Below are 19,554 nucleotides of genomic sequence, written 5' to 3'. Positions count from 1 at the left end.
CGGGACGACCGAGCCCGTGTGGCCCAACCGGAGGGGAAGCCATGTTCTGGAAGATCGTCGGCGCGCTGATCATCGCCTGGCTCGCGTTCATGGTGATCGGATCGGTGGTCGGCTTCCTGTTCAAGGCCGTGCTGTGGATCGCCGTCATCGGCGGGGTCGGTTTCCTCGGCGCCGCCGCCTACAACGCGATCAAGAACAACAAGGAGCGCAAGCAGCTCCGGCCCTAGAGCACCGCCCGCGCGGCCTCGGCGCCGTCCCAGCGGTGCGCGCGCAGGCCCGCCGCACGTGCTCCGTCTACATTGGACTGACGGTCGTCGAAGAACACGCAGTCGCCCGCCGGCACGCCGAGGCGGGCGACGAGCAGTTCGAAGATCTCCGGGTCCGGTTTGGCGACGCCCACGTCGCCGGAGAACACGCGCACCCGGAAGTGCCGCATCCAGTCCTGCCGCTCGGCGAACCGGGCGAACGAGGACGGCGCGTTCGACAGCAGCGCCAGCGGCACACCGGCCTCGCTCAGCCCGGCCACCAGCTCCAGGGACGCGGGCTGGACGTCCGACCAGCCGCGGATGTCGATGCCGGTGAGCGTGTCCGCGGTGGACTCGTCCACTGCGACGCCGAGCGCCGCGCCGATCCCACCCCAGTACTCCAGATCGGAACTGCCGCGGTCGTACCCGTCCCGCAGCCGCCAGTAGTGCGGCTCGAAGTCGCCGAGCGGCACGCCCAGCGTGGCCGCCAGCTCCGGCAGCGCGGTCGTCCGGCCGCAGATCACCTCGCCGTAGTCGAACACCACCCAGCCGGTCACGGATGACCACCGGCCTTGATGCGGCGCAGCGCCTCGTCCACGTCCGCGGCCGAGACGTCCCGGTGCAGCACGAACCGCACCTTGCCGGCCATCGGCAGCGCGAGCACGCCCTGCGCCTGCAGCGACGCGAGCGTCACCGAGATGTCGGCGACCGGGGCCAGGACGATGTTGGTCTCCGGGGTTTCGGCCTCCCAGCCCAGCTCCCGGAGCCCGTGGGCCAGCCGCCGGGCCTTGTCGTGGTCCTCGGCCAGGAGCGGAACCCGGTCGAGCGCGATCAGGCAGGCCGCGGCGAGCACCCCGATCTGCCGCATGCCGCCGCCGAGCATCTGCCGCACCCGGCGGGCCCGCTCGACGAACTCGCGGCTGCCCGCGACGACGGACCCGGCCGGCGCGCCGAGGGCCTTGCTGAAACAGGCGGACACGCTGTCCACACCCACGGTCAGCGCGGCGGGCGGCAGGCCGAGCGCGACGGCGGCGTGCCAGATGCGGGCGCCGTCGAGGTGGACCCGCAGACCGGCCTGCCGGGCGGTGGACAGCAACTGCGCGTGCTCGTGCGGCGGGATGACCGCGCCGCCGGCCGCGTTGTGGGTGTTCTCCAGGCACAGGAGCGTGGTGCGCAGCGTGTAGTAGGGGCCGCCACGGGCACCGGTGGCCGCCGCGACCGTCTCCGGCTTCGGGCGGCCCGGACCGCCGTCGTGTTCCAGCGCCTCGGGCATGCCACCGGCCAGCCAGGCCGCGGAGCCCAGCTCGTTGGTCAGCACGTGCGCGTTCTTCGGCGCGAGGAACCGGTCGCCGCGCTGGAGGTGGACCGACAGCGCGACGAGGTTGGCCATCGTGCCGCTGGGGGTCCACAGCGCGGCCGGCATGCCGAGGACCGCGGCCGCCCGCTCCTCCAGCTCCCGGACCGTCGGGTCCACGTCGATCACGTTGTCACCGACCTCAGCGGCCGCCATCGCTCTGCGCATCTCGTCGTCCGGACGAGTGACGGTGTCAGAGCGGAAGTCGATCAATGGAGTGGCTTCTGAGGTCACAGTCAGATCACATCACACCATTTAGATGATCTTCAAGAAGGTGCAACCCACCGTCCGGGCGGTTCCGTCTTTACGCCGGGACCGACGAGCGGAGAGCCTGGACGCGTGGACGAGGGCCGGCACGACCCCGAACAGGACTTCGCGGAGTACTTCGCGGCCCGGCGCGACGCCGTGCGCCGGGCGGCGTACCTGCTCTGCGGGGACTGGCACCGGGCGGACGACCTCGCGCAGACGGCGTTCGTGGCGCTGCACCGGAAGTGGAACCACATCCGGAACCGCGCCGCGACCGACGCCTACCTGCGGCGGACGCTGGTCCGCGCGGCCATCGACGAGTCGCGGCGGCCCTGGCGCCGGGAGCGGCAGCTGGAGCGGCTGCCCGAACCGGAACCCGCCGGTGCCCGGCTCGACGAGCAGGTCGTCACGCGCGCGGACCTGCTGGCCGGGCTGCGCGAGGTGCCGCCGAAACAGCGGGCGGTGCTGGTGCTGCGGTACTTCGAGGGCCTGGACGTGGCCGGTGTGGCTGCGGTGCTGGGCTGCAGCGAGGGCAACGTGAAGAGCCAGACGGCCCGTGGGCTGGCGCGGTTGCGGGAGGCGCTGGGCGAGGAGGTGGAGGCGGGTGGATGAGCACCAGCTGAGGGAGTTGTTCCGCGCCGCGCCGGGCGAGCCGCCGCCGGCGGGCTTCGACGTGCGGGATGTGCGGGAGGCGTCCGCCCGGGCCGCCGCGCGGCGCCGGACGACGATCGCGGCGGCATCACTGTGTGTGGTGTTCGCCCTGCTCGGCGCCGGTATTGCCGGTTTCGTCCTCTCCCGGTCCACTCAATCGGATCATGTCGCCGGCCAGGAGCAACCGGCGAACACCCCGTTGCGTCTCCCGTCCGCTTCCAGCCTTCCCGGCCCCTCCGCCATGCAGGGACGGGGGACCGCCGGGGAGAACGGCCCGCGGGCCGGCAGCACCTCCGGGTGCGACAAGGTGGACCGGGAGCTCGCCACCGCCCTCGCTGGCGAGCTCCCGGCCACCGGCGTCACCGGGCCGCGTCCCGGGGACCTCTGCCCGCCGGGGTCGCGCTCGGTGAGCTACGGCGTCGCCGTGGACGGCCGGTCCGGGTCGGTGTCGGCAACGGTGCTGCCGCCGGGCGCGAACGTGCGGCTCCCGCAGCTCGCCGACGGGGCGGTGGCCGACGAGCGGGCGACCGCGCACGGCGGGACGGTGATCGTGCTGAGCGTGCCGGCGCCGGGCAGCGCCGCGCCGCCGGCGACCGATGTGGCGCGGATCGCCACCGTGCTCGCGTCGCGGTTCTAGCTGGTTAGATGGGCGGCCATGACGTCCGGGGCGAGCACACCGAAGGGTGAGCGCAGGCGGGCGGCGCTGGTCGAGGCCGCGGCCGCGCTGCTGGTCGAGGGCGGTTTCGACGCGATCCGGCACCGTGCGGTCGCCGAACGGGCCGGGCTGCCCCTGGCGTCCACGACGTACTACTTCGACTCGCTCGACGACCTCATCAGCGCCGCCGCCGAGCACCACGGCCGGGCCGAGCTGGCGAAGGGCCGGGCGCAGCTGGACGAGCTGCCCGCCGAACCGCGGCGCGTGGACAGCGTCGTGGAACTGGTCCTGGACCAGCTGCTCGGCGAGGAGCCGGGGTACGAGGCGGTGCTGCTGCGGTACGAGCGGCTGGTGGCCACCGGGCGGCGGCCGTACCTGCGGCCGTTGATGCGGGCGCTCGGCGCGGAGCTGCGGGAGCTGCTGACCGAGATCTTCGCCCGGTCCGGCCTGGTCATCGAGCCGGAGATGCTGGACGAGCTGATCGTGATCGTCGACGGTGCCGTGGTCAACGCCCTGATCGAGGTCGATCCGGATCCGCGGGCGGTGGCGCGGGCGAGGCTGGCGCGGGCGCTCTCTAAGCTTGGGTCGTGACGAAACCGCAGATCCCGAACGTCCTCGCCGGCCGCTACGCGTCGCCCGAGCTGGTCACCTTGTGGTCGCCGGAGAACAAGGTGAAGCTCGAGCGCGAGCTGTGGATCGCGGTGCTGCGCGCCCAGCGGGAGCTGGGGGTCGAGGTACCGGACGGGGTCGTCGAGGACTACGAGCGGGTGCTCGACCAGGTCGACCTGGGCAGCATCGCCGAGCGGGAGCGGGTCACCCGGCACGACGTGAAGGCGCGCATCGAGGAGTTCAACGCGCTCGCCGGGCACGAGCACGTGCACAAGGGCATGACCTCGCGGGACCTGACCGAGAACGTCGAGCAGTTGCAGATCCGCCGGTCGCTGGAGCTGATCCGCTCGCGGGTGGCGGCGGTGCTGGCGCGGCTGGCCGCGCTCGCGGTGGAGCACGCCGAGCTGGTGATGGCCGGGCGGTCGCACAACGTGGCCGCGCAGGCGACGACGCTGGGCAAGCGGTTCGCGACCGCGGCCGACGAGCTGCTGGTGGCGTTCGACCGGCTGGACGACCTGATCGGCCGGTACCCGTTGCGTGGCATCAAGGGCCCGGTGGGCACGGCGCAGGACATGCTGGACCTGCTGGGGTCCGCGGAGACGCTGGCCGAGCTGGAGCGGCGGATCGCCGGGCACCTCGGGTTCGCGCGCACGTTCACCAGCGTCGGGCAGGTGTACCCGCGGTCGCTGGACTTCGACGTGCTGTCGGCGCTGGTTCAGCTGGCGGCGGCGCCGTCGAGCCTGGCGAAGACGATCCGGCTGATGGCCGGGCACGAGCTGGTGACCGAGGGGTTCCAGCCGGGCCAGGTCGGTTCGTCGGCGATGCCGCACAAGATGAACACGCGGTCGTGCGAACGGGTGAACGGTCTGGCCGTGGTGCTGCGCGGGTACGCGTCGATGACCGGCGAGCTGGCGGGCGACCAGTGGAACGAGGGGGACGTGTCGGATTCGGTGGTGCGCCGGGTCGCGCTGCCGGACGCGTTCTTCGCGCTGGACGGGCTGCTGGAGACGTTCCTCACCGTGCTCGACGAGTTCGGCGCGTTCCCCGCCGTGGTGGCTCGTGAGCTGGAGCGGTACCTGCCGTTCCTGGCCACGACGAAGGTGCTGATGGCGTCGGTGCGCGGCGGCGTGGGCCGGGAGACCGCGCACGAGGCGATCAAGGAGCACGGGGTCGGGGTGGCGCTGGCGATGCGGGAGAAGGGCGCCGGCAACGACCTGCTGGACCGGCTCGCCGCCGACGAGCGGTTGCCGCTGGACCGGGCCGACCTGGACGGCTTGCTGGCCGACCCGATCTCGTTCACCGGAGTGGCACCCGCGCAGATCGCGGCGGTGGTGCGGCGGGTGGAGGACGTGCTGGAGCGCTACCCGGAGGCGTCGAAGTACGTTCCGCAGCCGATCCTCTGACCGCTCGCCGGGCCGGCGCACCGCCGGCCCGGCTGCGGTCAGGCGGGGGTGCGCAGGGCCGCCGCGATGCCCTTCCGGTCGTAGCCGCCGGTCGGCAGCGTGGCGCCGTGCGCGTGCCGGACGATGCCCTCGCCGTCGATCAGGACGCTGCCGGACTGCTGCATCGAGCCGAACAGCTTCCGGTTAAGCCCCACCATCTCGTGCGGCGTGCCCCGCGGGCTGGTGAGCACGGGGAACGGGATCCGGCGCCGCGCCTTCCACGCGGCCGCTTCCGCCCGGTCCTCGGGGACCACGACCAGCACGCGGACGCCGGTCAGGTCATCGCGCTCGGCCAGGTCACGGACGTGCCGCTGGCACACCGGGCACGACGTGGAGCGCATGAAGTAGAGCAGGACCGGGCCGGCGAAGTCGGACACGCGGACGGTCCGGCCTTCGGTGTCCTCCAGCACCATCTCCGGTGCGGGCGATCCGGGTTCGATCACGGTTGAACTTCCCTTCCATCGGGGGTTTCGGTGGTCAGGCTCAGCCGGAGGGCCACACGGGCGCGGTGCAGATGGGACTTCATGGCCGCGGTGCTCAGGCCGAGCGCCTCGGCCACCGTCCGGCCCGGGTAGCCGAGGACGTCCCGCATGGTCAGCACCCGTCGCTGGATGTCGGGCAGCGCGCGGATCGCCTGCGCCACCCGCTCGGCTTCGAGGCGCTTGAGCACTTCGTCCTCGGCCGACGCGACCGTCGGGGATACCTCGTCCGGACCGGCCGGCCGCCGCAGGCGCCGCAGGCACTCGTTCCGGACGATCCGGAACATCCAGGACGCCAGCGCCGCCGTGGCACGCAGGGACCCGATCTTGCGGTAGAGCACGAGAAGCGCCTCCTGCGCCGCGTCCTCCGCGTCCTGCGGCGTGGCGCACAGACGCGCGGCGAAGCGCCGCACGTGCGAATCGGCCCCGTGCACCACCGCGGTGATCGATTCCAGGTCCCCGTCCTGCGCGGCCCTGATCAACTGCTCGCTCGCCCAACCGCGGTCGGCCACCATCCCACTGCTCCCTCCTGACGTCACCACCCACAAGAGCACGCGGGATCGCGAAAGGGTGCACGCCCGGTTCGGGCATCATCGTCGTCATGCGCGCGGAACGTCTGGTCGCCCTGCTGTTCACCCTGCAGAGCAGGCGCAGCGCGACCGTGGGGGAGCTGGCCGAGGCGCTGGGCGTGTCGGAGCGGACGATGCACCGCGACATCGCCGCGCTGCAGGCCGCGGGCGTTCCACTGTGGACGGAACCGGGCCGGTACGGCGGGGTCCGCCTGGTGGAGGGCTGGCGCACCCGGCTGGACGGCCTGACCTCCCGGGAAGCGGTGGCGATCTTCGCGATGGGCGTGCCGCGCGCGCTCGCCGAGCTGGGTCTCGGCACGGCGGTGTCCGCGGCGCACGCCAAGGTGTCCGCGACCCTGCCCGCCCCGCTGCGGGAGCAGGCCCAGCACCTCGCCCAGCGGTTCCACCTGGACGCCCCCGGCTGGTTCCGCTCCGAGGAGGACGCCGAGCACCTCGCCGACATCGCCCGTGCGGTGTGGGAGCAGCGCCGCGCCGGCATCACCTACCGCCGCGGTGACGACCTCGTCGAGCGCGTCCTCGAACCGCTGGGCCTGGTCCTCAAGGCGGGGGTCTGGTACCTCGTGGCGCGGGCCGGGGACGACACCAGGACCTACCGCGTCAGCAAGATCAGCAGCGTCGAACTGCTCGGCGACCGGTTCGAGCGGCCCACCGGCTTCGACCTGGCGGGCTGGTGGCAGAAGTCGTCCGCGCAGTTCGAACGCTCGGTGCACCGCCACCCGGTGCGGCTGCGCCTGAGCAGGTGGGGGGTGCGGATGCTGCCCCAGGTCGTGGACCCCGACCTGGCGCTCGCCGCGCTCGACGCCGCCGGCCCGCCGGACGACGACGGCTGGGTCGAGGTCGAGCTCGGCCTCGAACAACCCGACATCGCGGCGAGCATGCTGCTCGGGCTCGGTGTGCACGTGGAGGTCGTGGAGCCACCCGCCGTGCGCGCCGCGTTCGCGGACGCCGCACGGCGGATGGCCGACCGTCACCGGTAGCCGGTCACGTCCGCGGGCCTGCCGGGCTCGACCACCTCGTCGATGTAGCGCCACGCGTCCGGGCGGCTGCCGTCCACGTCGTCGAACTCGTAGATCCTGGCCAGCTGCCCGCTGTTCAGCGTCTGCCCGGAGAACCGCGCGTGATCGGGGTCGGCGGCCAGCGCGGCCACGGCGCGCCCGACGAACACCGGCGACTCCGAGATGCCGAAGTGCGGCTCCTTCGCCAGTGCGTCCCGCCAGTTCTCCGCGGTCACGCCGTAGTGCTCCAGCATCGCCTCCGACCGCAACCACCCCGGTGTCAGCGCCACGGCCGTTCCGCCGTGCGGGGCGAGGTCGTGCGCCTCGGCCTTGACGATGCTGTGCGAGGCCGCCTTCGCCACGTAGAAGCCGACCGACGTGCCCTCGCGGAACTTCCGGTTGTACTCCTCGGTCCCGTCGGTCAACTCGACGACCAGCCCGCCGCGGTTGCGGATGACCAGCGGCAACAGGAAGTGGCTGGTGATGAGGTGCGCGTCGATTCCCAGGCGGATCGACCGCAGCGCGTGCTCCAGCGGCAGCTCCCACACCGCCTTGCCCCAGCCGATGTACTCGTCGCCGCCCCAGACGCCGTCCACGAGGATGTCCAGCCGCCCCTGTTCGCGGTCGATCCGCTCGGCCAGCGCCGTCACCTGCTCCGGGTCGAGGTGGTCGACCCGGATCGCCGACCCCGTGCCGCCCGCGGCGGTGATCCGCTCCACGGTGCCCTCGATCGTTTCCGGCCGGTTCACCTCGGACCGGTGCGCACCGGAGGTGCGCCCCGTGACGTACACGAACGCGCCCCGGCGCCCCAGCTCCACCGCGATCGCCCGGCTCGCCCCGCGCGTGCCGCCCGCGACGAGGGCGACCTTCCCGCTCAGTTCATCGCTCATGCATCCGAGCGTGGCGGGGAACCCTGTCAGCTCCCGTCATGGTTGCCGTCACCCGTGGGTAAGAGCCTCGTCATGACGATCTGGTCCGCTGGGTGCCATGGACGCCCGTCTGCTGGTCTCGCTGTCCGGCATCGGTGCCCGGACGCTGCACCGCTGCGCCGAGCTCGCCGCCGAGCTGGACCGCCGCGCCGTCCCCCTGTCCCTCCTCGTCGCGCCGGGCACGGCAAGCAGCCCGGCCGTCACCGCCTGGGTGCGGGACCGCGCCGGCCGCGGTGACGGTCTCCTGCTGCACGGCTACGACCACCGCATCCCACCCAGCCACCGCGCCGTCAGCCTGCACCGGAAGGCCGAGTTCGCCGGCCTGCCCGCGCACGAGGCGCGGCTGCGGATGATCGCCGCCAAGGCCGCGCTGGAGAAGCTCGGCCTGGCCGCCGACGGGTTCGCCCCGCCGCGGTGGCTCGCCTCACCGGGCACGCTCGCCGCGGCCGCCGAGCACTTCGCGCTGTGCGCCGACCTCGCCGCGGTGCACGACCTGCGCACCCGCACCGTCCACCGGTCGCGGGTGCACAGCTTCGCCGCGCACCACCATCGCACCGAGACCGTGCGGGCGTTCGCGCTCGTGCTGGCCTCGGCGCGGGCCGCACGACGTGGCGGTCTCGTGCGGCTCGGGATCGACGCGGCCGACCTGGCCCGGCCCGGTCTCCGGCACGCGTTCCTCGACGCGGTCGACGTCGCGCTGGAGAACCGGGCCTTCGGCACGACCTACCGGAGCTTGACGTCCTCGCCGCGAGCTGGCACGCGGACCTCGGTGCCCTCCGGCGCCAGGTTGGTGAACAGGCCGTAGTGCATCGCCGGGTTCGCGAGCACCGCCTCGTGGATCGGCACGGCGACCCGCGGCGCGACGGCCCGCAGGTAGTCCACCGCCTCCGCGGCCTTGAGCCACGGCGCCCCGGTGGGCAGGCCGAGCACGTCGACCTTCTGCTCCGGCACGAAGAACGAGTCGCCCGGGTGGTAGAAGGCGCCGTGGTCGACGAGGTAGCCGACGTTCGGGACGACCGGGATGTCGGCGTGGATGACGGCGTGCTGCCCGCCGACGACGTTGATCGCGGCGCCGCCGATCTCGACCGCGTCGCCCGGGTTGACGACCTGGTACTCGAGCCCGAGCTTGCGCACGGTCTCTTCCGTGCCCGGGTCGACGATCAGTTTCGCGCCCGGGTTGGCCTCGAGCAGCTTCGGCAGCTTCTCGCTGTCGATGTGGTCGAAGTGCTGGTGGGTGATCAGGACCGCGTCCAGCTCACGCTCGCCCTCGAAACCCGCCGAGAACGCGCCGGGATCGAGCAGGATCCGCGCGGTGCCCGTCTCCAGCAGGACACAGGCGTGTCCGAAATGGACTACTCGCATCGTTGGCTCCTCCACCTTCGGTCGGGTTCAGCGTAGGGCCGCCGGATCGCCGCTGCCAAGATCGCTTCGGGCGGTTGCGGCCCTGGCGTCCGGTTCGCGGCCGGCGCGGATCGGCGTGTGGCGAGCGGGCCGGCACCGCTCGGGGTAGTGAGCTCGGCCACCAGGTGTGCCATGCTGGCCCTACTGGACAGTAGTAAGGAGGCCGCCGATGACCGCCGTGGAGCCGAAACCGTCAGCCGTCCGGGACACGTTCGACTCGCTGGACCCGGCCACCGACGAGGTCGTCGGGACGTACCCGGTGCACACCGCGGAGGACGTCCAGGCCGCGGTCGCCCGCGCCCGGCAGGCCGCCGGCTGGTGGGCGGGCCTGGGGTTCGAGGGACGCGCCGAGCGGCTGCGCCGGTGGAACGGCGTCATCACCCACCGCATGGCCGAGCTGTGCGCGGTCGTCAGCCGGGAGACCGGCAAACCGGCCGGCGACGCGCAGCTGGAGGTCGTCCTCGCCGTCGAGCACATCCACTGGGCCGCCCGCAACGCGCGCAAGGTGCTCGGCCGCAAACGCCGCCCTGCCGGGCTGCTGCTGTCCAACCACACGGCCAGCGTCGAGTACCAGCCGCTGGGCGTGGTCGGCGTGATCGGGCCGTGGAACTACCCCGTCTACACCCCGCTGGGCTCGATCACGTACGCGCTCGCGGCAGGCAACGCCGTGGTGTTCAAGCCGAGCGAGTACACCCCGGGCGTCGGCACCTGGCTGGCCGACGCGTTCGCCGAGGTGGTGCCCGAGTACCCCGTGCTGCAGGTGATCACCGGCTTCGGCGCGACCGGTGCGGCGCTGGTCGGCGCCGGCGTCGACAAGGTCGCGTTCACCGGCTCCACCGCGACCGGCAAGAAGATCATGGCGGCGGCCGCGGAGACGCTCACGCCGGTGGTGATCGAGGCCGGTGGCAAGGACCCGCTGATCGTCGACGCCGACGCGGACGTGGACGCGGCAGCCGACGCCGCCGTGTGGGGCGCGTTCTCCAACTCCGGCCAGACCTGCATCGGGGTCGAGCGGGTGTACGTGCACGAGCAGGTCTACGACCGGTTCGTGGACAAGGTCGTGGAGCTGACCCGCCGGGTCACGCCTGGTGAGCAATACGGCCCGATGACCATGCCGGCGCAGCTGGACGTCGTCCGCAGGCACATCGCCGACGCCCTCGCCCGCGGCGGGCGGGCGCTCACCGGCGGCGGGGTGGGCGACCGGTTCGTCGAGCCGACCGTGCTGGTCGACGTGCCGGAGGACGCGGCGGCGGTGCGCGAGGAGACCTTCGGCCCGACCATGACCATCGCCAAGGTGCGCGACATGGACGAGGCGATCGACAAGGCCAACGCCACCGCCTACGGGCTGGGCTCCACGGTCTTCGCGCGCCGCAACGCCACCCGGCTGGCCGAGCGGCTCAAGGCCGGGATGATCTCGATCAACGCACCGTTCTCGTTCGCCGGCACCGCCGCGCTGCCGTTCGGCGGCGTCGGCGACTCCGGATTCGGGCGGATCCACGGTCCGGAGGGCCTGCGTGAGTTCGCGCGCCCGAAGGCGGTCGCCCGGCAGCGGTTCACGGTGCCGCTCAAGCTGACAACGTTCGGCCGGACCGGGAAAACCGACGATCTCGTCCGGAAACTCGTCACCGGATTGTATGGCCGGCGGCGTTAGCGGGTAACCGGCCGCATGCGAAAGATCATCGGCATCGCCGCGGGGGCGGCGATCCTCGGCACGATCGGGATCGCCGCGCCGACCGCGCAAGCAGCGGAAACGCCGTGCAGTCCGCAGGCGAAGGCCTGTCTCCAGCTGCACACCAACCGAGCCTGGCTCGCCGACAACGGCCGGGTGACCCGAGGACCGGTGCCGGTCACCGTGGGTAGGCCCGGGCACCGGACGCCCACCGGCACGTTCCGCGTGCAGTACAAGGACATCGACCACTACAGCCGCGAGTACCAGGGCCCGATGCCGTACTCGGTGTTCTTCACCAGCACGGGCGTGGCGTTCCACGAGGGCAGCCTGCGTGCGCAGTCGCACGGGTGCGTGCACCTCTCGCACTCCGACGCGGTCGCCTTCTACCAGGCGTTGCGCCCGGGTGACGTGGTCGAGGTTGTGAACTGAGTCCGCGCCGGGTGCTGCACCGCCGGGTTACCGGCGTCACTCCGGCCGCTTCCCACGACCACCCTCAGCGGAGACGCTGCGCGTCACGGTTAGAATTCATGGGTACCGCCTACCTGCGATTACTGGAGCGACCCGCCGTGGCCCGTGTGGTGGTTGACGTCATGCCCAAGCCCGAGATCCTCGACCCGCAAGGTCAGGCCGTCGCCGGGGCGCTGCCGCGGCTCGGCTTCACCGGGGTCACCTCGGTGCGCCAGGGCAAGCACTTCGAGCTCGAGGTCGACGACTCGGTCGACGACGAGACGCTCGCCAAGATCGCCGAAGGCTTCCTCGCCAACCCGGTGATCGAGGAGTGGACCGTGCGGAGGCTCTCGTGAAGATCGGGGTCATCACCTTCCCCGGCACGCTCGACGACGTGGACGCGGCCCGCGCCGCCCGCTACGCCGACGCGGAGGCCGTGAACCTGTGGCACGCCGACGAAGACCTGCACGGTGTGGACGCCGTGATCGTGCCCGGCGGGTTCTCCTACGGCGACTACCTGCGCTGCGGCGCGATCGCCCGCTTCGCCCCGGTCATGTCGTCGGTCATCGACGCGGCCAAGGGCGGCATGCCGGTGCTGGGCATCTGCAACGGCTTCCAGATCCTGTGCGAGGCCGGGCTGCTGCCGGGTGCGCTGGTGCGGAACAAGAAGCTGCACTTCGTGTGCCAGGACCAGTGGCTGCGGGTGGAGAACAACACGACGGCGTGGACGACCCGCTACGAGGCCGGCGCCGAGGTGCTGGTGCCGCTGAAGTCCGGCGAGGGTGGCTACGTCGCGGAGCAGTCCACATTGGACGAGCTCGAGGGCGAGGGCCGTGTGGTGTTCCGCTACGTGGGCGAGAACCCGAACGGCTCGCGTGACGACATCGCCGGCATCTGCAGCGCCAACGGCCGCGTCGTCGGGCTGATGCCGCACCCCGAGCACGCTATCGATGCGCTCACCGGCCCCAGTGACGACGGCCTCGGCGTGTTCCTGAGCGTCGTGGACAGCCTGGTCAGCGCCTGACCCAGCACCCCCGCCCCACCCCAACCGGCCAACACGCCACCCGCACCAGTGCTGCGCGCGGTGTGTTGGCGCCTGGGGGCGGGGGGTGTCAGCTCAGCCGACGTGGGCGGCGGACACCAGGCGGGCGTACGGCCCGTCGGCGGCGAGCAGTTCGGGGTGGGTGCCGAGTTCGGTGATCCGGCCACCCTCGAGCACGGCGACCCGGTCGGCGGCCGCCGCCGTGTGCAGCCGGTGCGCGATCGCGATCACCGTCCGGCCCTCCAGCACTCCGCTCAACGACCGCTCCAGGTGCCGCGCCGACGACGTGTCGAGCAGCGAGGTCGCCTCGTCGAGCACCACCGTGTGCGGATCGGCCAGCACCACGCGCGCCAGCGCGAGCTGCTGCGCGGTCGCCGCCGGCACCGGCAGCGCGCCGGAGCCGAGCCGGGTCCCCAGGCCGTCCGGCAGCCCGGCGAACCATTCGCCCAGCCCGACCGCCGTCAGCGCCCGCACCAGCTCCGCGTCCGGCCAGGACCCCGCCGGCAGCGTCAGGTTCTCCCGCAGCGTGCCGGAGAACACGTGGTGCTCCTGGGTGAGCAGCAGCACCTCGCCGCGCAGCACGTCCTCGGCCAGCTCGGACACCTCCGCCCCGCCGATCGTCACCGAACCGGAAGTGGGTGCCGCGACCCCGGCCAGCAAGCGGCCGAGCGTCGACTTGCCCGCGCCGGACGGGCCGACGATCGCCAGCCGCTCGCCGGGCGGCACCCGCAGGTCGATCCCGTGCAGCACCTCGCGCCCGGCCGAGTAGCCGTAGTGCACGTCCCGCACCACGATCTCCTGGCCGCGCGGACGCGGACCGCCGGCCCGCACCGCCTCGCCGCGCACGCCGAGGACGCGGCGCAGCGCGGTGCCGGAGACCTGCAGGTCCTCGACCCACCACATGGCCTCTTCGATCGGCCCGGCCAGCGCCTGCACGTAGACCACCATCGTGGTGATCGTGCCCAGCCCGGCCAGCCCCTCGCCGTAGGCCCAGCCGCCGAGCAGCAGCACCGCGGCGACCGGCACGACCTGCGTGATCTGCAGCCACGGGATCCAGCGCACGGTGACGTCACGCAGGCGCTGCTCGCCGCGCACCGCCCCGGCGAGCGCGCGGTGCCCGAGTTCGATCCGCCGCCCGGTCAGGCCGAGCGCCTCGGCCGTGCGCGCACCCTCGGTGGTCTCGTGCAGGCTCGACTGCACCTGCGACCACTGGTCGAGCATCGTTTCGACGATCCGGGGCGCCCGCCGGAGGTACCACCGCAGGGTCAGCACCAGGATCGGCACCGACACCAGCAGCCCGAGCGACAGCAACGGCGAGGTGACGATCATGCCCGCGACCGTCACCATGATCGTGATCAGCGAGATCGAGATCTGCGGGATCGCGTTGCGCACCGAGAAGTCGATCCGGTCGGCGTCGGTGGTCGCGCGGCTGATCAGGTCACCGGTGCCGGCCGCCTCGACCGTGCTCAGCGGCAGCCGCAGCGCGCGCTCGACGAACCCTTCGCGCGTCTCGGCCAGCACCCGCTCGCCGAGGATGCCGGCGCGGAACCGGGCGAGCCGCTTGAGCACCGCCTGCGCCACGAGGACCACCACGAACGCCAGCGCCAGCAGGTCGATCGGGCCGCCCCCGGACGCGGCGAGGTCGACCAGGTGCCCGAGGATCTGCGGGCCGGCCAGCCCGGCGACCGTGGCCAGGCCGAACAGCCCGACCGCGAGCCCGAAGTCGCGGCGGTTGGTACGCAGCAGGTTCCGCGCCCACCGGCGGGCCTCGGCGGCGGTCGCGAGGGCTAGCTTCGCGCGCATGTGACCACCTCGTCCGCCACCGCTTTCCACAGTGGACTTTCCGTGAACACGACGGTCGTGCGGCCGCGGCGCAGCTCGGTGACCCGTTCGGTGATGCGGGCCTCGGTGTGCGCGTCGACGGCGGACGTCGGTTCGTCGAGCAGCAGGGTGTCGGCGTTCAGGGCGAGCGCGCGGGCCAGGTTCAGCCGCTGCCGCTGCCCGCCGGACACCTCGCGGCCACGTTCGCCGATCAGCTCGTCCAGCCCGGCGGGCAGGCCCTCGACGATGTCGTGCGCGTCAGCGGCCCGCAGCGCGACCTCCGCGCGCTCGGCCGGCACGATCTGCTCACGCAGGACGCCCGAGAACCACAGGTCCTGGTTGTGTGCGTAGACCACCCGGGACCGCAGTTCGGCGAGCGCGGCGCGGTCGGCGGGCACGCCGGAGACCAGCACCCGCTCGCCCGGCTCGGGGTCGGTGAACCGGGCCAGTCGGGCGGCCATCGACTCGGCCTCCGGACCCGCGTCCACCACGGTCAGCTTGCCGGCGACCGCGGTGAACCCGGATCGGGTGTCGTGCAGCTCCAGCGGGCCGTCGGGCAGCGCGACCGGCTCGTCCGGCTCGGACAGCAGCGGCCGCAGCCGGAGCACGGCGCAGACCTTCTTCGCCGCCACCGTCGCCGAGGAGAACGCGGCGGTGAACTCCGTCGCGGTGGCCACCGGCACCACGAGGAACGCGGCCGACGTGTAGAACGTCACCAGCTGGCCCACGGTGATCGTCCCGGCCGCGACGAACCGCGCACCCAGCCAGGTGATCGCCACCGTGACCAGGCCGGGCAGCAGCACCTCGGCGCCGGCCAGCCACGACTCGCCGCGCGCCACTTCGACGCCGGCCCACCGGACCCGCTGGCTCGCGTCGCGGAACCGGCCGAGGAACTGCTGTTCGCCGCCCACCCCGCGGAGGATCCGCAGGCCGGACACGATGTCCGCGGCCACCGCGTTCACGCTGGACAGCTCCTCGCGCTGCGCGCCCTTGCGGCGCTGCAGCGGCGCGACCAGCTTGCCCATGCTCAGCGTCGCGAGCGGAACACCGACCAGCGCGATCGTGCCCAGCAGCGGCGACATCCTGATCAGGACCAGGCTGACGGTGAGGAAGGCCACCACCGAGCCGAACAACCGGCCGGCCACCTCGAACAGGTTGCCGATCTGGTTGATGTCCGACGACGACAGCGCCATCACGTCACCGGTCTCGGCCTGCGGCCGCAGCGACGCACCCAGCCGGGCGGTGTGCTCGACGACCACCTGCTGCGTCGCCGCCGCACCGTGGATCCACATGGTGTGCACCGCGAGAACCAGCGCGCCGCCGCACACCGCCTGCGCCACGCCGAGCAGCACGACCAGCCCGGCACCGCCGAGCAGGTCCTCGCCCGCGCGGATGTCCTCGACCACCGCGCCGATCACGAGCGGCAGCAGCGCGGCCGGCAGCAGCCACAGGGCGCCCAGCACGCACGCGGACACGGCGAGCCAGGGCCGTGCCCGCAGGAGCGCGCACAGGAATCGCAGCGGCGTGAGCCGGGACGGGAGGCGCATGACAACGGAGCGTAAGTGCGCCAGCTCACCTGACGCCACCGATTTTCGGCCGGTCAGAGCGCTGCAAGTACCCTGGGACCCGTGACCGACACCCTGGCCATCGACACGACCGAGCGGGCCGCGGAAACGCCGGACCTGCCCCAGCCCTACCGCGAGCTCGGGCTCGCCGACGACGAGTACGCGCGCATCCGCGAGATCCTGGGCAGGCGCCCGACGGACGCCGAACTGGCCATGTACTCGGTGATGTGGAGCGAGCACTGCTCGTACAAGTCGTCGAAGAAGCACCTGCGTTACTTCGGCGAGACCACCACCGAGGAGATGCGGTCGAAGATGCTCGCGGGCATCGGCGAGAACGCCGGTGTGGTCGACATCGGTGACGGCTGGGCGGTCACGTTCAAGGTGGAGAGCCACAACCATCCGTCCTATGTGGAGCCCTATCAGGGTGCCGCGACGGGTGTCGGCGGCATCGTGCGGGACATCCTCGCGATGGGCGCGCGGCCGCTGGCGGTGGCCGATTCGCTGCGCTTCGGCCCGGCCGACGCGCCGGACACCCGCCGCGTGCTGCCGGGTGTGGTCGCCGGCGTCGCCGGGTACGGCAACTGCCTCGGCCTGCCGAACATCGGCGGCGAGGTCGCGTTCGACGCCAGCTACGCGGGTAACCCGCTGGTCAACGCGCTGTGCGTGGGTGCGATGCGGGTCGAGGACCTGCACCTGGCGTTCGCGTCGGGCACCGGCAACAAGATCATCCTGTTCGGGGCGCGAACCGGCCTGGACGGCATCGGCGGCGTGTCGGTGCTGGCCAGTGACGTCTTCACCGACGACGGGACCGGATCCGCGACGGGCGGGCGCAAGAAGCTCCCGAGCGTCCAGGTGGGTGACCCGTTCACCGAGAAGGTGCTCATCGAGTGCTGCCTGGAGCTGTTCGCCGAGAAGCTGGTCGTGGGTATCCAGGACCTGGGCGGCGCCGGGCTGTCCTGCGCGACGTCCGAGCTGGCCGCGGCCGGTGACGGCGGGATGCGGATCGAGCTGGACCAGGTGCCGCTGCGCGCCGAGGGGATGACCCCGGCGGAGATCCTCTCCAGCGAGTCGCAGGAGCGGATGTGCGCGGTGGTCGAGCCGTCCAAGGTGGACGAGTTCCTCGCGGTGTGCGCGAAGTGGGACGTGATCGCCACGGTGATCGGCGAGGTCACCGACGGCGAGCACCTGGTGGTGACGTGGCACGGCGAGACCGTGGTGGACGTGCCGCCGCGCACCGTGGCGCACCAGGGGCCGGTGTACGACCGGCCCGTCGCCCGTCCCTCCACTCAGGACTCGGTGCAGGCGGACACCCCGGACAAGCTGCACCGTCCGTCCACTCCGGACGAGCTCCGGGAGACGCTGCTGCAGGTCGTGTCGTCGCCGAACCAGGCGTCGAAGAACTGGGTCACCGACCAGTACGACCGGTACGTGCGCGGCAACACCGTGCTGGCGCAGCCGTCCGACGGCGGCATGATCCGGATCGACGAGGAGACCGGCCGCGGCGTGGCCGTCTCGACCGACTGCAACAGCCGGTTCGTCTACCTCGACCCGTACGCCGGCGCGCAGATCGCGCTCGCGGAGGCGTACCGCAACGTGGCGACCACGGGCGCCACCCCGCTGGCCGTGACGGATTGCCTGAACTTCGGCGCGCCGACCGACCCGGGCGTGATGTGGCAGTTCGAGCAGGCCGTGCACGGCATCGCCGACGGGTGCGCGCGGCTGGGCGTCCCGGTGACCGGCGGGAACGTGAGTTTCTACAACCAGACCGGGGACACCGCGATCCTCCCGACGCCGGTCGTCGGCGTGCTCGGCGTGATCGACGACGTGCGGCGGCGCATTCCCACCGGGATCGGCGCCGAGGCCGGTGAGACGCTGCTGCTGCTGGGCGAGACGCACGACGAGTTCGGTGGTTCGGCGTGGGCGCACGTCATCCACGGCCACCTGGGTGGTCTGCCGCCGAAGGTCGACCTGGACCGCGAGCGGCTGCTGGCGGAGATCCTGGTCGCCGGTTCGCGGGACGGGATGATCTCGGCCGCGCACGACCTCTCCGACGGTGGTCTGGCGCAGGCGCTGGTGGAGATGGTGCTGGTGGGCCAGTGCGGTGCGCGGGCCCTGCTGGACGAGGACGCCGACCCGTTCGTGCAGCTGTTCTCGGAATCGACCGGGCGCGTGCTGGTCGCGGTGCCGCGCACCGAGGAGCTGCGGTTCACCGAGATGTGCACCGCGCGCGGGCTGCCGTGGCGCAAGGCCGGCGTGGTGGACCCGGAGGCGGGCGGCCTGGAGATCCAGGGCGTGGCGACCTTCGGCTTCGAAGAGCTGCGTGAGGCGTTCGAGGGCACGCTGCCGAAGCTGTTCGGCTGAGGTTCAGCCGAGCCGGGCGCGGCCTCCGGCTGACGGTTCGAGCGACCAGGTCGCGGGAAGGCGGACCTCCCGCGCCTGGTCGACCTCGGCACCGGCGAAGTCGACGGTGCCGGGCTCACGGGCGAACCGGAGGTCGGCGTCCCCGGTGAACCGGGCCCCGGACAGGTACAAGCCGCCGTCCACCACCGCGTCCCTCAGCGACAGGCGTCCCGCCACCTGCGCCCCGGCGAGGCTGAGGCCGGCCCGGAAGCGGGCGCCGTCGAAGACGACGTCGTGCGCGGAGACCATTTCCGACAAGACCGCGGTGTCGTCGAACTCGGCGCCGGTGAGGTACATGCCGTCGCCCGGCCGGACCCCGGTGAAGTAGGCACGCCGGCGGAACCGGGTGCCCATGAGCTGCGTGACGTGCTGGAGTTCCGCGTGCTCCAGCAGGACCTGACCGACGACCCGTTCGGACAGGTTCAGCCGCGTCACCCTGGCACCGGTCAGGTCCAGGTCGTAGACGGGTGCATCCGGGGTGGAGACGTGCGGCAGCAGGTGCCGGATCAGCCGCTTCGCCGTCAGCCGCACCTGGTGCTCCCGGTTCGCTTCGGCCTCGTCGGTGTCGTCCCCGTACGCCGGGTGGGGGAAGGGGCGCCGGAGGTAGGAGCAGAGCACGTCCAGCACCGTCTGGGTGTAGCCGGGATTGCCACGGGCGAGCCCGGCGAGCGCGTGCATCGCGCCGACGCGGACCTGGTCGGCGTCGGAGCCGAGCAGCTCGACCGACTTCGCGAAGCGTTCGTCGGTCACGCGTTCGCGGTCGCGTTCCGCGCGGAGCAGTTCCAGTTCGTGCCGCTCGCGTTCGGTTTCCTGGCGGCGCTCCTCGACGCGGCGCCGGCGGTCGTTGAGCCACAACGCGTACAACGCGACCACCGCGCCGCTGGCCAGGCCGCCGGTGCGCAACGCGTCCGCCCGGCTGGTCGCCGGGTCGGTCAGCAGCCAGCCGCTCACCCCGGCCAGCAGTGCGACCGCTGTCAGGATCGTGACGAGCAAGGGCCCCCGGCGATCTTCCAT

The 19,554-nt window shown here is 72.7% G+C and carries 21 protein-coding genes; 12 read left to right on the top strand and 9 right to left on the bottom strand.

Annotation, left to right across the window (positions count from 1 at the left end; genetic code table 11):
- Window positions 1-41: 41 nt before the first annotated feature.
- Window positions 42-227, top strand: coding sequence for a hypothetical protein (locus FHX45_RS16905; protein WP_167102573.1), 186 nt, complete (start codon window positions 42-44; stop codon window positions 225-227).
- Here FHX45_RS16905 and FHX45_RS16900 read toward each other — a convergent pair.
- Both FHX45_RS16900 and FHX45_RS16895 read right to left on the bottom strand, forming a co-directional pair.
- Window positions 224-802, bottom strand: a complete 579-nt coding sequence (locus FHX45_RS16900; protein ID WP_167102570.1) for an HAD-IA family hydrolase — start codon at window positions 800-802, stop codon at window positions 224-226. The genes FHX45_RS16905 and FHX45_RS16900 overlap by 4 nt on opposite strands.
- The gene (locus FHX45_RS16895; RefSeq protein WP_424923838.1) at window positions 799-1,812 is read right to left on the bottom strand and encodes a threonine aldolase family protein; all 1,014 of its coding nucleotides are present in this window, start codon (window positions 1,810-1,812) and stop codon (window positions 799-801) included. The genes FHX45_RS16900 and FHX45_RS16895 overlap by 4 nt, the downstream gene beginning before the upstream one ends.
- 126 nt (window positions 1,813-1,938) lie before the next feature.
- On the opposite strand from FHX45_RS16895, the gene FHX45_RS16890 reads away from it, so the two are divergent.
- From FHX45_RS16890 to purB, 4 genes are read left to right on the top strand one after another with little or no spacing between them, the layout of a single operon-like run.
- Window positions 1,939-2,457 carry a SigE family RNA polymerase sigma factor gene (locus FHX45_RS16890; RefSeq protein ID WP_167102567.1) on the top strand — a complete coding sequence of 173 codons (519 nt, stop codon included), beginning with the start codon at window positions 1,939-1,941 and terminating at the stop codon, window positions 2,455-2,457.
- A complete protein-coding gene (locus FHX45_RS16885) occupies window positions 2,450-3,133 on the top strand; it encodes a hypothetical protein (protein ID WP_167102564.1) in 684 nt (227 codons plus the stop codon). The genes FHX45_RS16890 and FHX45_RS16885 overlap by 8 nt, the downstream gene beginning before the upstream one ends.
- Before the next feature lie 18 nt (window positions 3,134-3,151).
- A complete protein-coding gene (locus tag FHX45_RS16880; RefSeq protein WP_167102561.1) occupies window positions 3,152-3,742 on the top strand; it encodes a TetR/AcrR family transcriptional regulator in 591 nt (196 codons plus the stop codon).
- Window positions 3,739-5,163: an adenylosuccinate lyase gene (purB, locus tag FHX45_RS16875; protein WP_167102558.1), complete on the top strand. Its 1,425-nt coding sequence runs from the start codon at window positions 3,739-3,741 to the stop codon at window positions 5,161-5,163. Before FHX45_RS16880 ends, purB begins: the two co-directional genes overlap by 4 nt.
- Before the next feature lie 38 nt (window positions 5,164-5,201).
- Here the strand turns inward: purB and FHX45_RS16870 are convergent, their stop codons facing one another.
- Both FHX45_RS16870 and FHX45_RS16865 read right to left on the bottom strand, forming a co-directional pair.
- The gene (locus FHX45_RS16870) at window positions 5,202-5,645 is read right to left on the bottom strand and encodes a redoxin domain-containing protein (protein ID WP_167102555.1); all 444 of its coding nucleotides are present in this window, start codon (window positions 5,643-5,645) and stop codon (window positions 5,202-5,204) included.
- Window positions 5,642-6,196 (bottom strand): RNA polymerase sigma factor, encoded by a 555-nt coding sequence (locus FHX45_RS16865; protein WP_167102552.1) that lies wholly within the window; start codon window positions 6,194-6,196, stop codon window positions 5,642-5,644. The genes FHX45_RS16870 and FHX45_RS16865 overlap by 4 nt, the downstream gene beginning before the upstream one ends.
- A gap of 86 nt (window positions 6,197-6,282) precedes the next feature.
- On the opposite strand from FHX45_RS16865, the gene FHX45_RS16860 reads away from it, so the two are divergent.
- Window positions 6,283-7,248, top strand: coding sequence for a helix-turn-helix transcriptional regulator (locus FHX45_RS16860; RefSeq protein WP_167102547.1), 966 nt, complete (start codon window positions 6,283-6,285; stop codon window positions 7,246-7,248).
- Here FHX45_RS16860 and FHX45_RS16855 read toward each other — a convergent pair.
- On the bottom strand, window positions 7,239-8,156 hold the full coding sequence (locus FHX45_RS16855; RefSeq protein ID WP_167102544.1) for an SDR family oxidoreductase: 918 nt from the start codon (window positions 8,154-8,156) through the stop codon (window positions 7,239-7,241). The genes FHX45_RS16860 and FHX45_RS16855 overlap by 10 nt on opposite strands.
- 97 nt (window positions 8,157-8,253) lie before the next feature.
- On the opposite strand from FHX45_RS16855, the gene FHX45_RS16850 reads away from it, so the two are divergent.
- Window positions 8,254-9,000, top strand: a complete 747-nt coding sequence (locus tag FHX45_RS16850) for a DUF2334 domain-containing protein (RefSeq protein ID WP_167102541.1) — start codon at window positions 8,254-8,256, stop codon at window positions 8,998-9,000.
- Here the strand turns inward: FHX45_RS16850 and FHX45_RS16845 are convergent.
- Complete coding sequence (locus tag FHX45_RS16845) at window positions 8,919-9,557, bottom strand: MBL fold metallo-hydrolase (RefSeq protein WP_167102538.1); 639 nt, start codon at window positions 9,555-9,557, stop codon at window positions 8,919-8,921. The genes FHX45_RS16850 and FHX45_RS16845 overlap by 82 nt on opposite strands.
- 208 nt (window positions 9,558-9,765) lie before the next feature.
- Between FHX45_RS16845 and FHX45_RS16840 the strand changes: the two genes are divergently transcribed.
- The 4 genes from FHX45_RS16840 to purQ all read left to right on the top strand — a co-directional run bounded on the left by FHX45_RS16840 (window position 9,766) and on the right by purQ (window position 12,736).
- On the top strand, window positions 9,766-11,247 hold the full coding sequence (locus FHX45_RS16840) for an aldehyde dehydrogenase family protein (RefSeq protein ID WP_167102535.1): 1,482 nt from the start codon (window positions 9,766-9,768) through the stop codon (window positions 11,245-11,247).
- 15 nt (window positions 11,248-11,262) lie between these two features.
- On the top strand, window positions 11,263-11,694 hold the full coding sequence (locus FHX45_RS16835) for a L,D-transpeptidase (RefSeq protein ID WP_167102531.1): 432 nt from the start codon (window positions 11,263-11,265) through the stop codon (window positions 11,692-11,694).
- A 137-nt stretch (window positions 11,695-11,831) separates the two neighbouring features.
- Window positions 11,832-12,068, top strand: coding sequence for a phosphoribosylformylglycinamidine synthase subunit PurS (purS, locus tag FHX45_RS16830; protein ID WP_020421402.1), 237 nt, complete (start codon window positions 11,832-11,834; stop codon window positions 12,066-12,068).
- Entirely contained in the window at window positions 12,065-12,736 is a 672-nt protein-coding gene (gene purQ, locus FHX45_RS16825) for a phosphoribosylformylglycinamidine synthase subunit PurQ (RefSeq protein ID WP_167102528.1), read from the top strand. Before purS ends, purQ begins: the two co-directional genes overlap by 4 nt.
- Before the next feature lie 93 nt (window positions 12,737-12,829).
- On the opposite strand, the gene FHX45_RS16820 is transcribed toward purQ, so the two are convergent.
- Together FHX45_RS16820 and FHX45_RS16815 are read right to left on the bottom strand one after the other, a co-directional pair.
- On the bottom strand, window positions 12,830-14,557 hold the full coding sequence (locus FHX45_RS16820) for an ABC transporter ATP-binding protein (RefSeq protein WP_167102525.1): 1,728 nt from the start codon (window positions 14,555-14,557) through the stop codon (window positions 12,830-12,832).
- Complete coding sequence (locus FHX45_RS16815; RefSeq protein ID WP_167102522.1) at window positions 14,542-16,122, bottom strand: ABC transporter ATP-binding protein; 1,581 nt, start codon at window positions 16,120-16,122, stop codon at window positions 14,542-14,544. Before FHX45_RS16815 ends, FHX45_RS16820 begins: the two co-directional genes overlap by 16 nt.
- Window positions 16,123-16,203: 81 nt before the next feature.
- On the opposite strand from FHX45_RS16815, the gene purL reads away from it, so the two are divergent.
- Window positions 16,204-18,501 (top strand): phosphoribosylformylglycinamidine synthase subunit PurL, encoded by a 2,298-nt coding sequence (gene purL / locus FHX45_RS16810; protein WP_167102519.1) that lies wholly within the window; start codon window positions 16,204-16,206, stop codon window positions 18,499-18,501.
- A gap of 3 nt (window positions 18,502-18,504) precedes the next feature.
- Here purL and FHX45_RS16805 read toward each other — a convergent pair whose 3' ends face one another.
- Window positions 18,505-19,554, bottom strand: a complete 1,050-nt coding sequence (locus FHX45_RS16805) for a pentapeptide repeat-containing protein (protein WP_167102516.1) — start codon at window positions 19,552-19,554, stop codon at window positions 18,505-18,507.

Origin of the sequence: Amycolatopsis granulosa (genome assembly GCF_011758745.1) — a bacterium.
Classification (GTDB): domain Bacteria; phylum Actinomycetota; class Actinomycetes; order Mycobacteriales; family Pseudonocardiaceae; genus Amycolatopsis_E; species Amycolatopsis_E granulosa.
The sequence above is the reverse complement of the archived record's forward strand: the minus strand, read 5'-3'. Positions and strand labels throughout refer to the sequence as shown.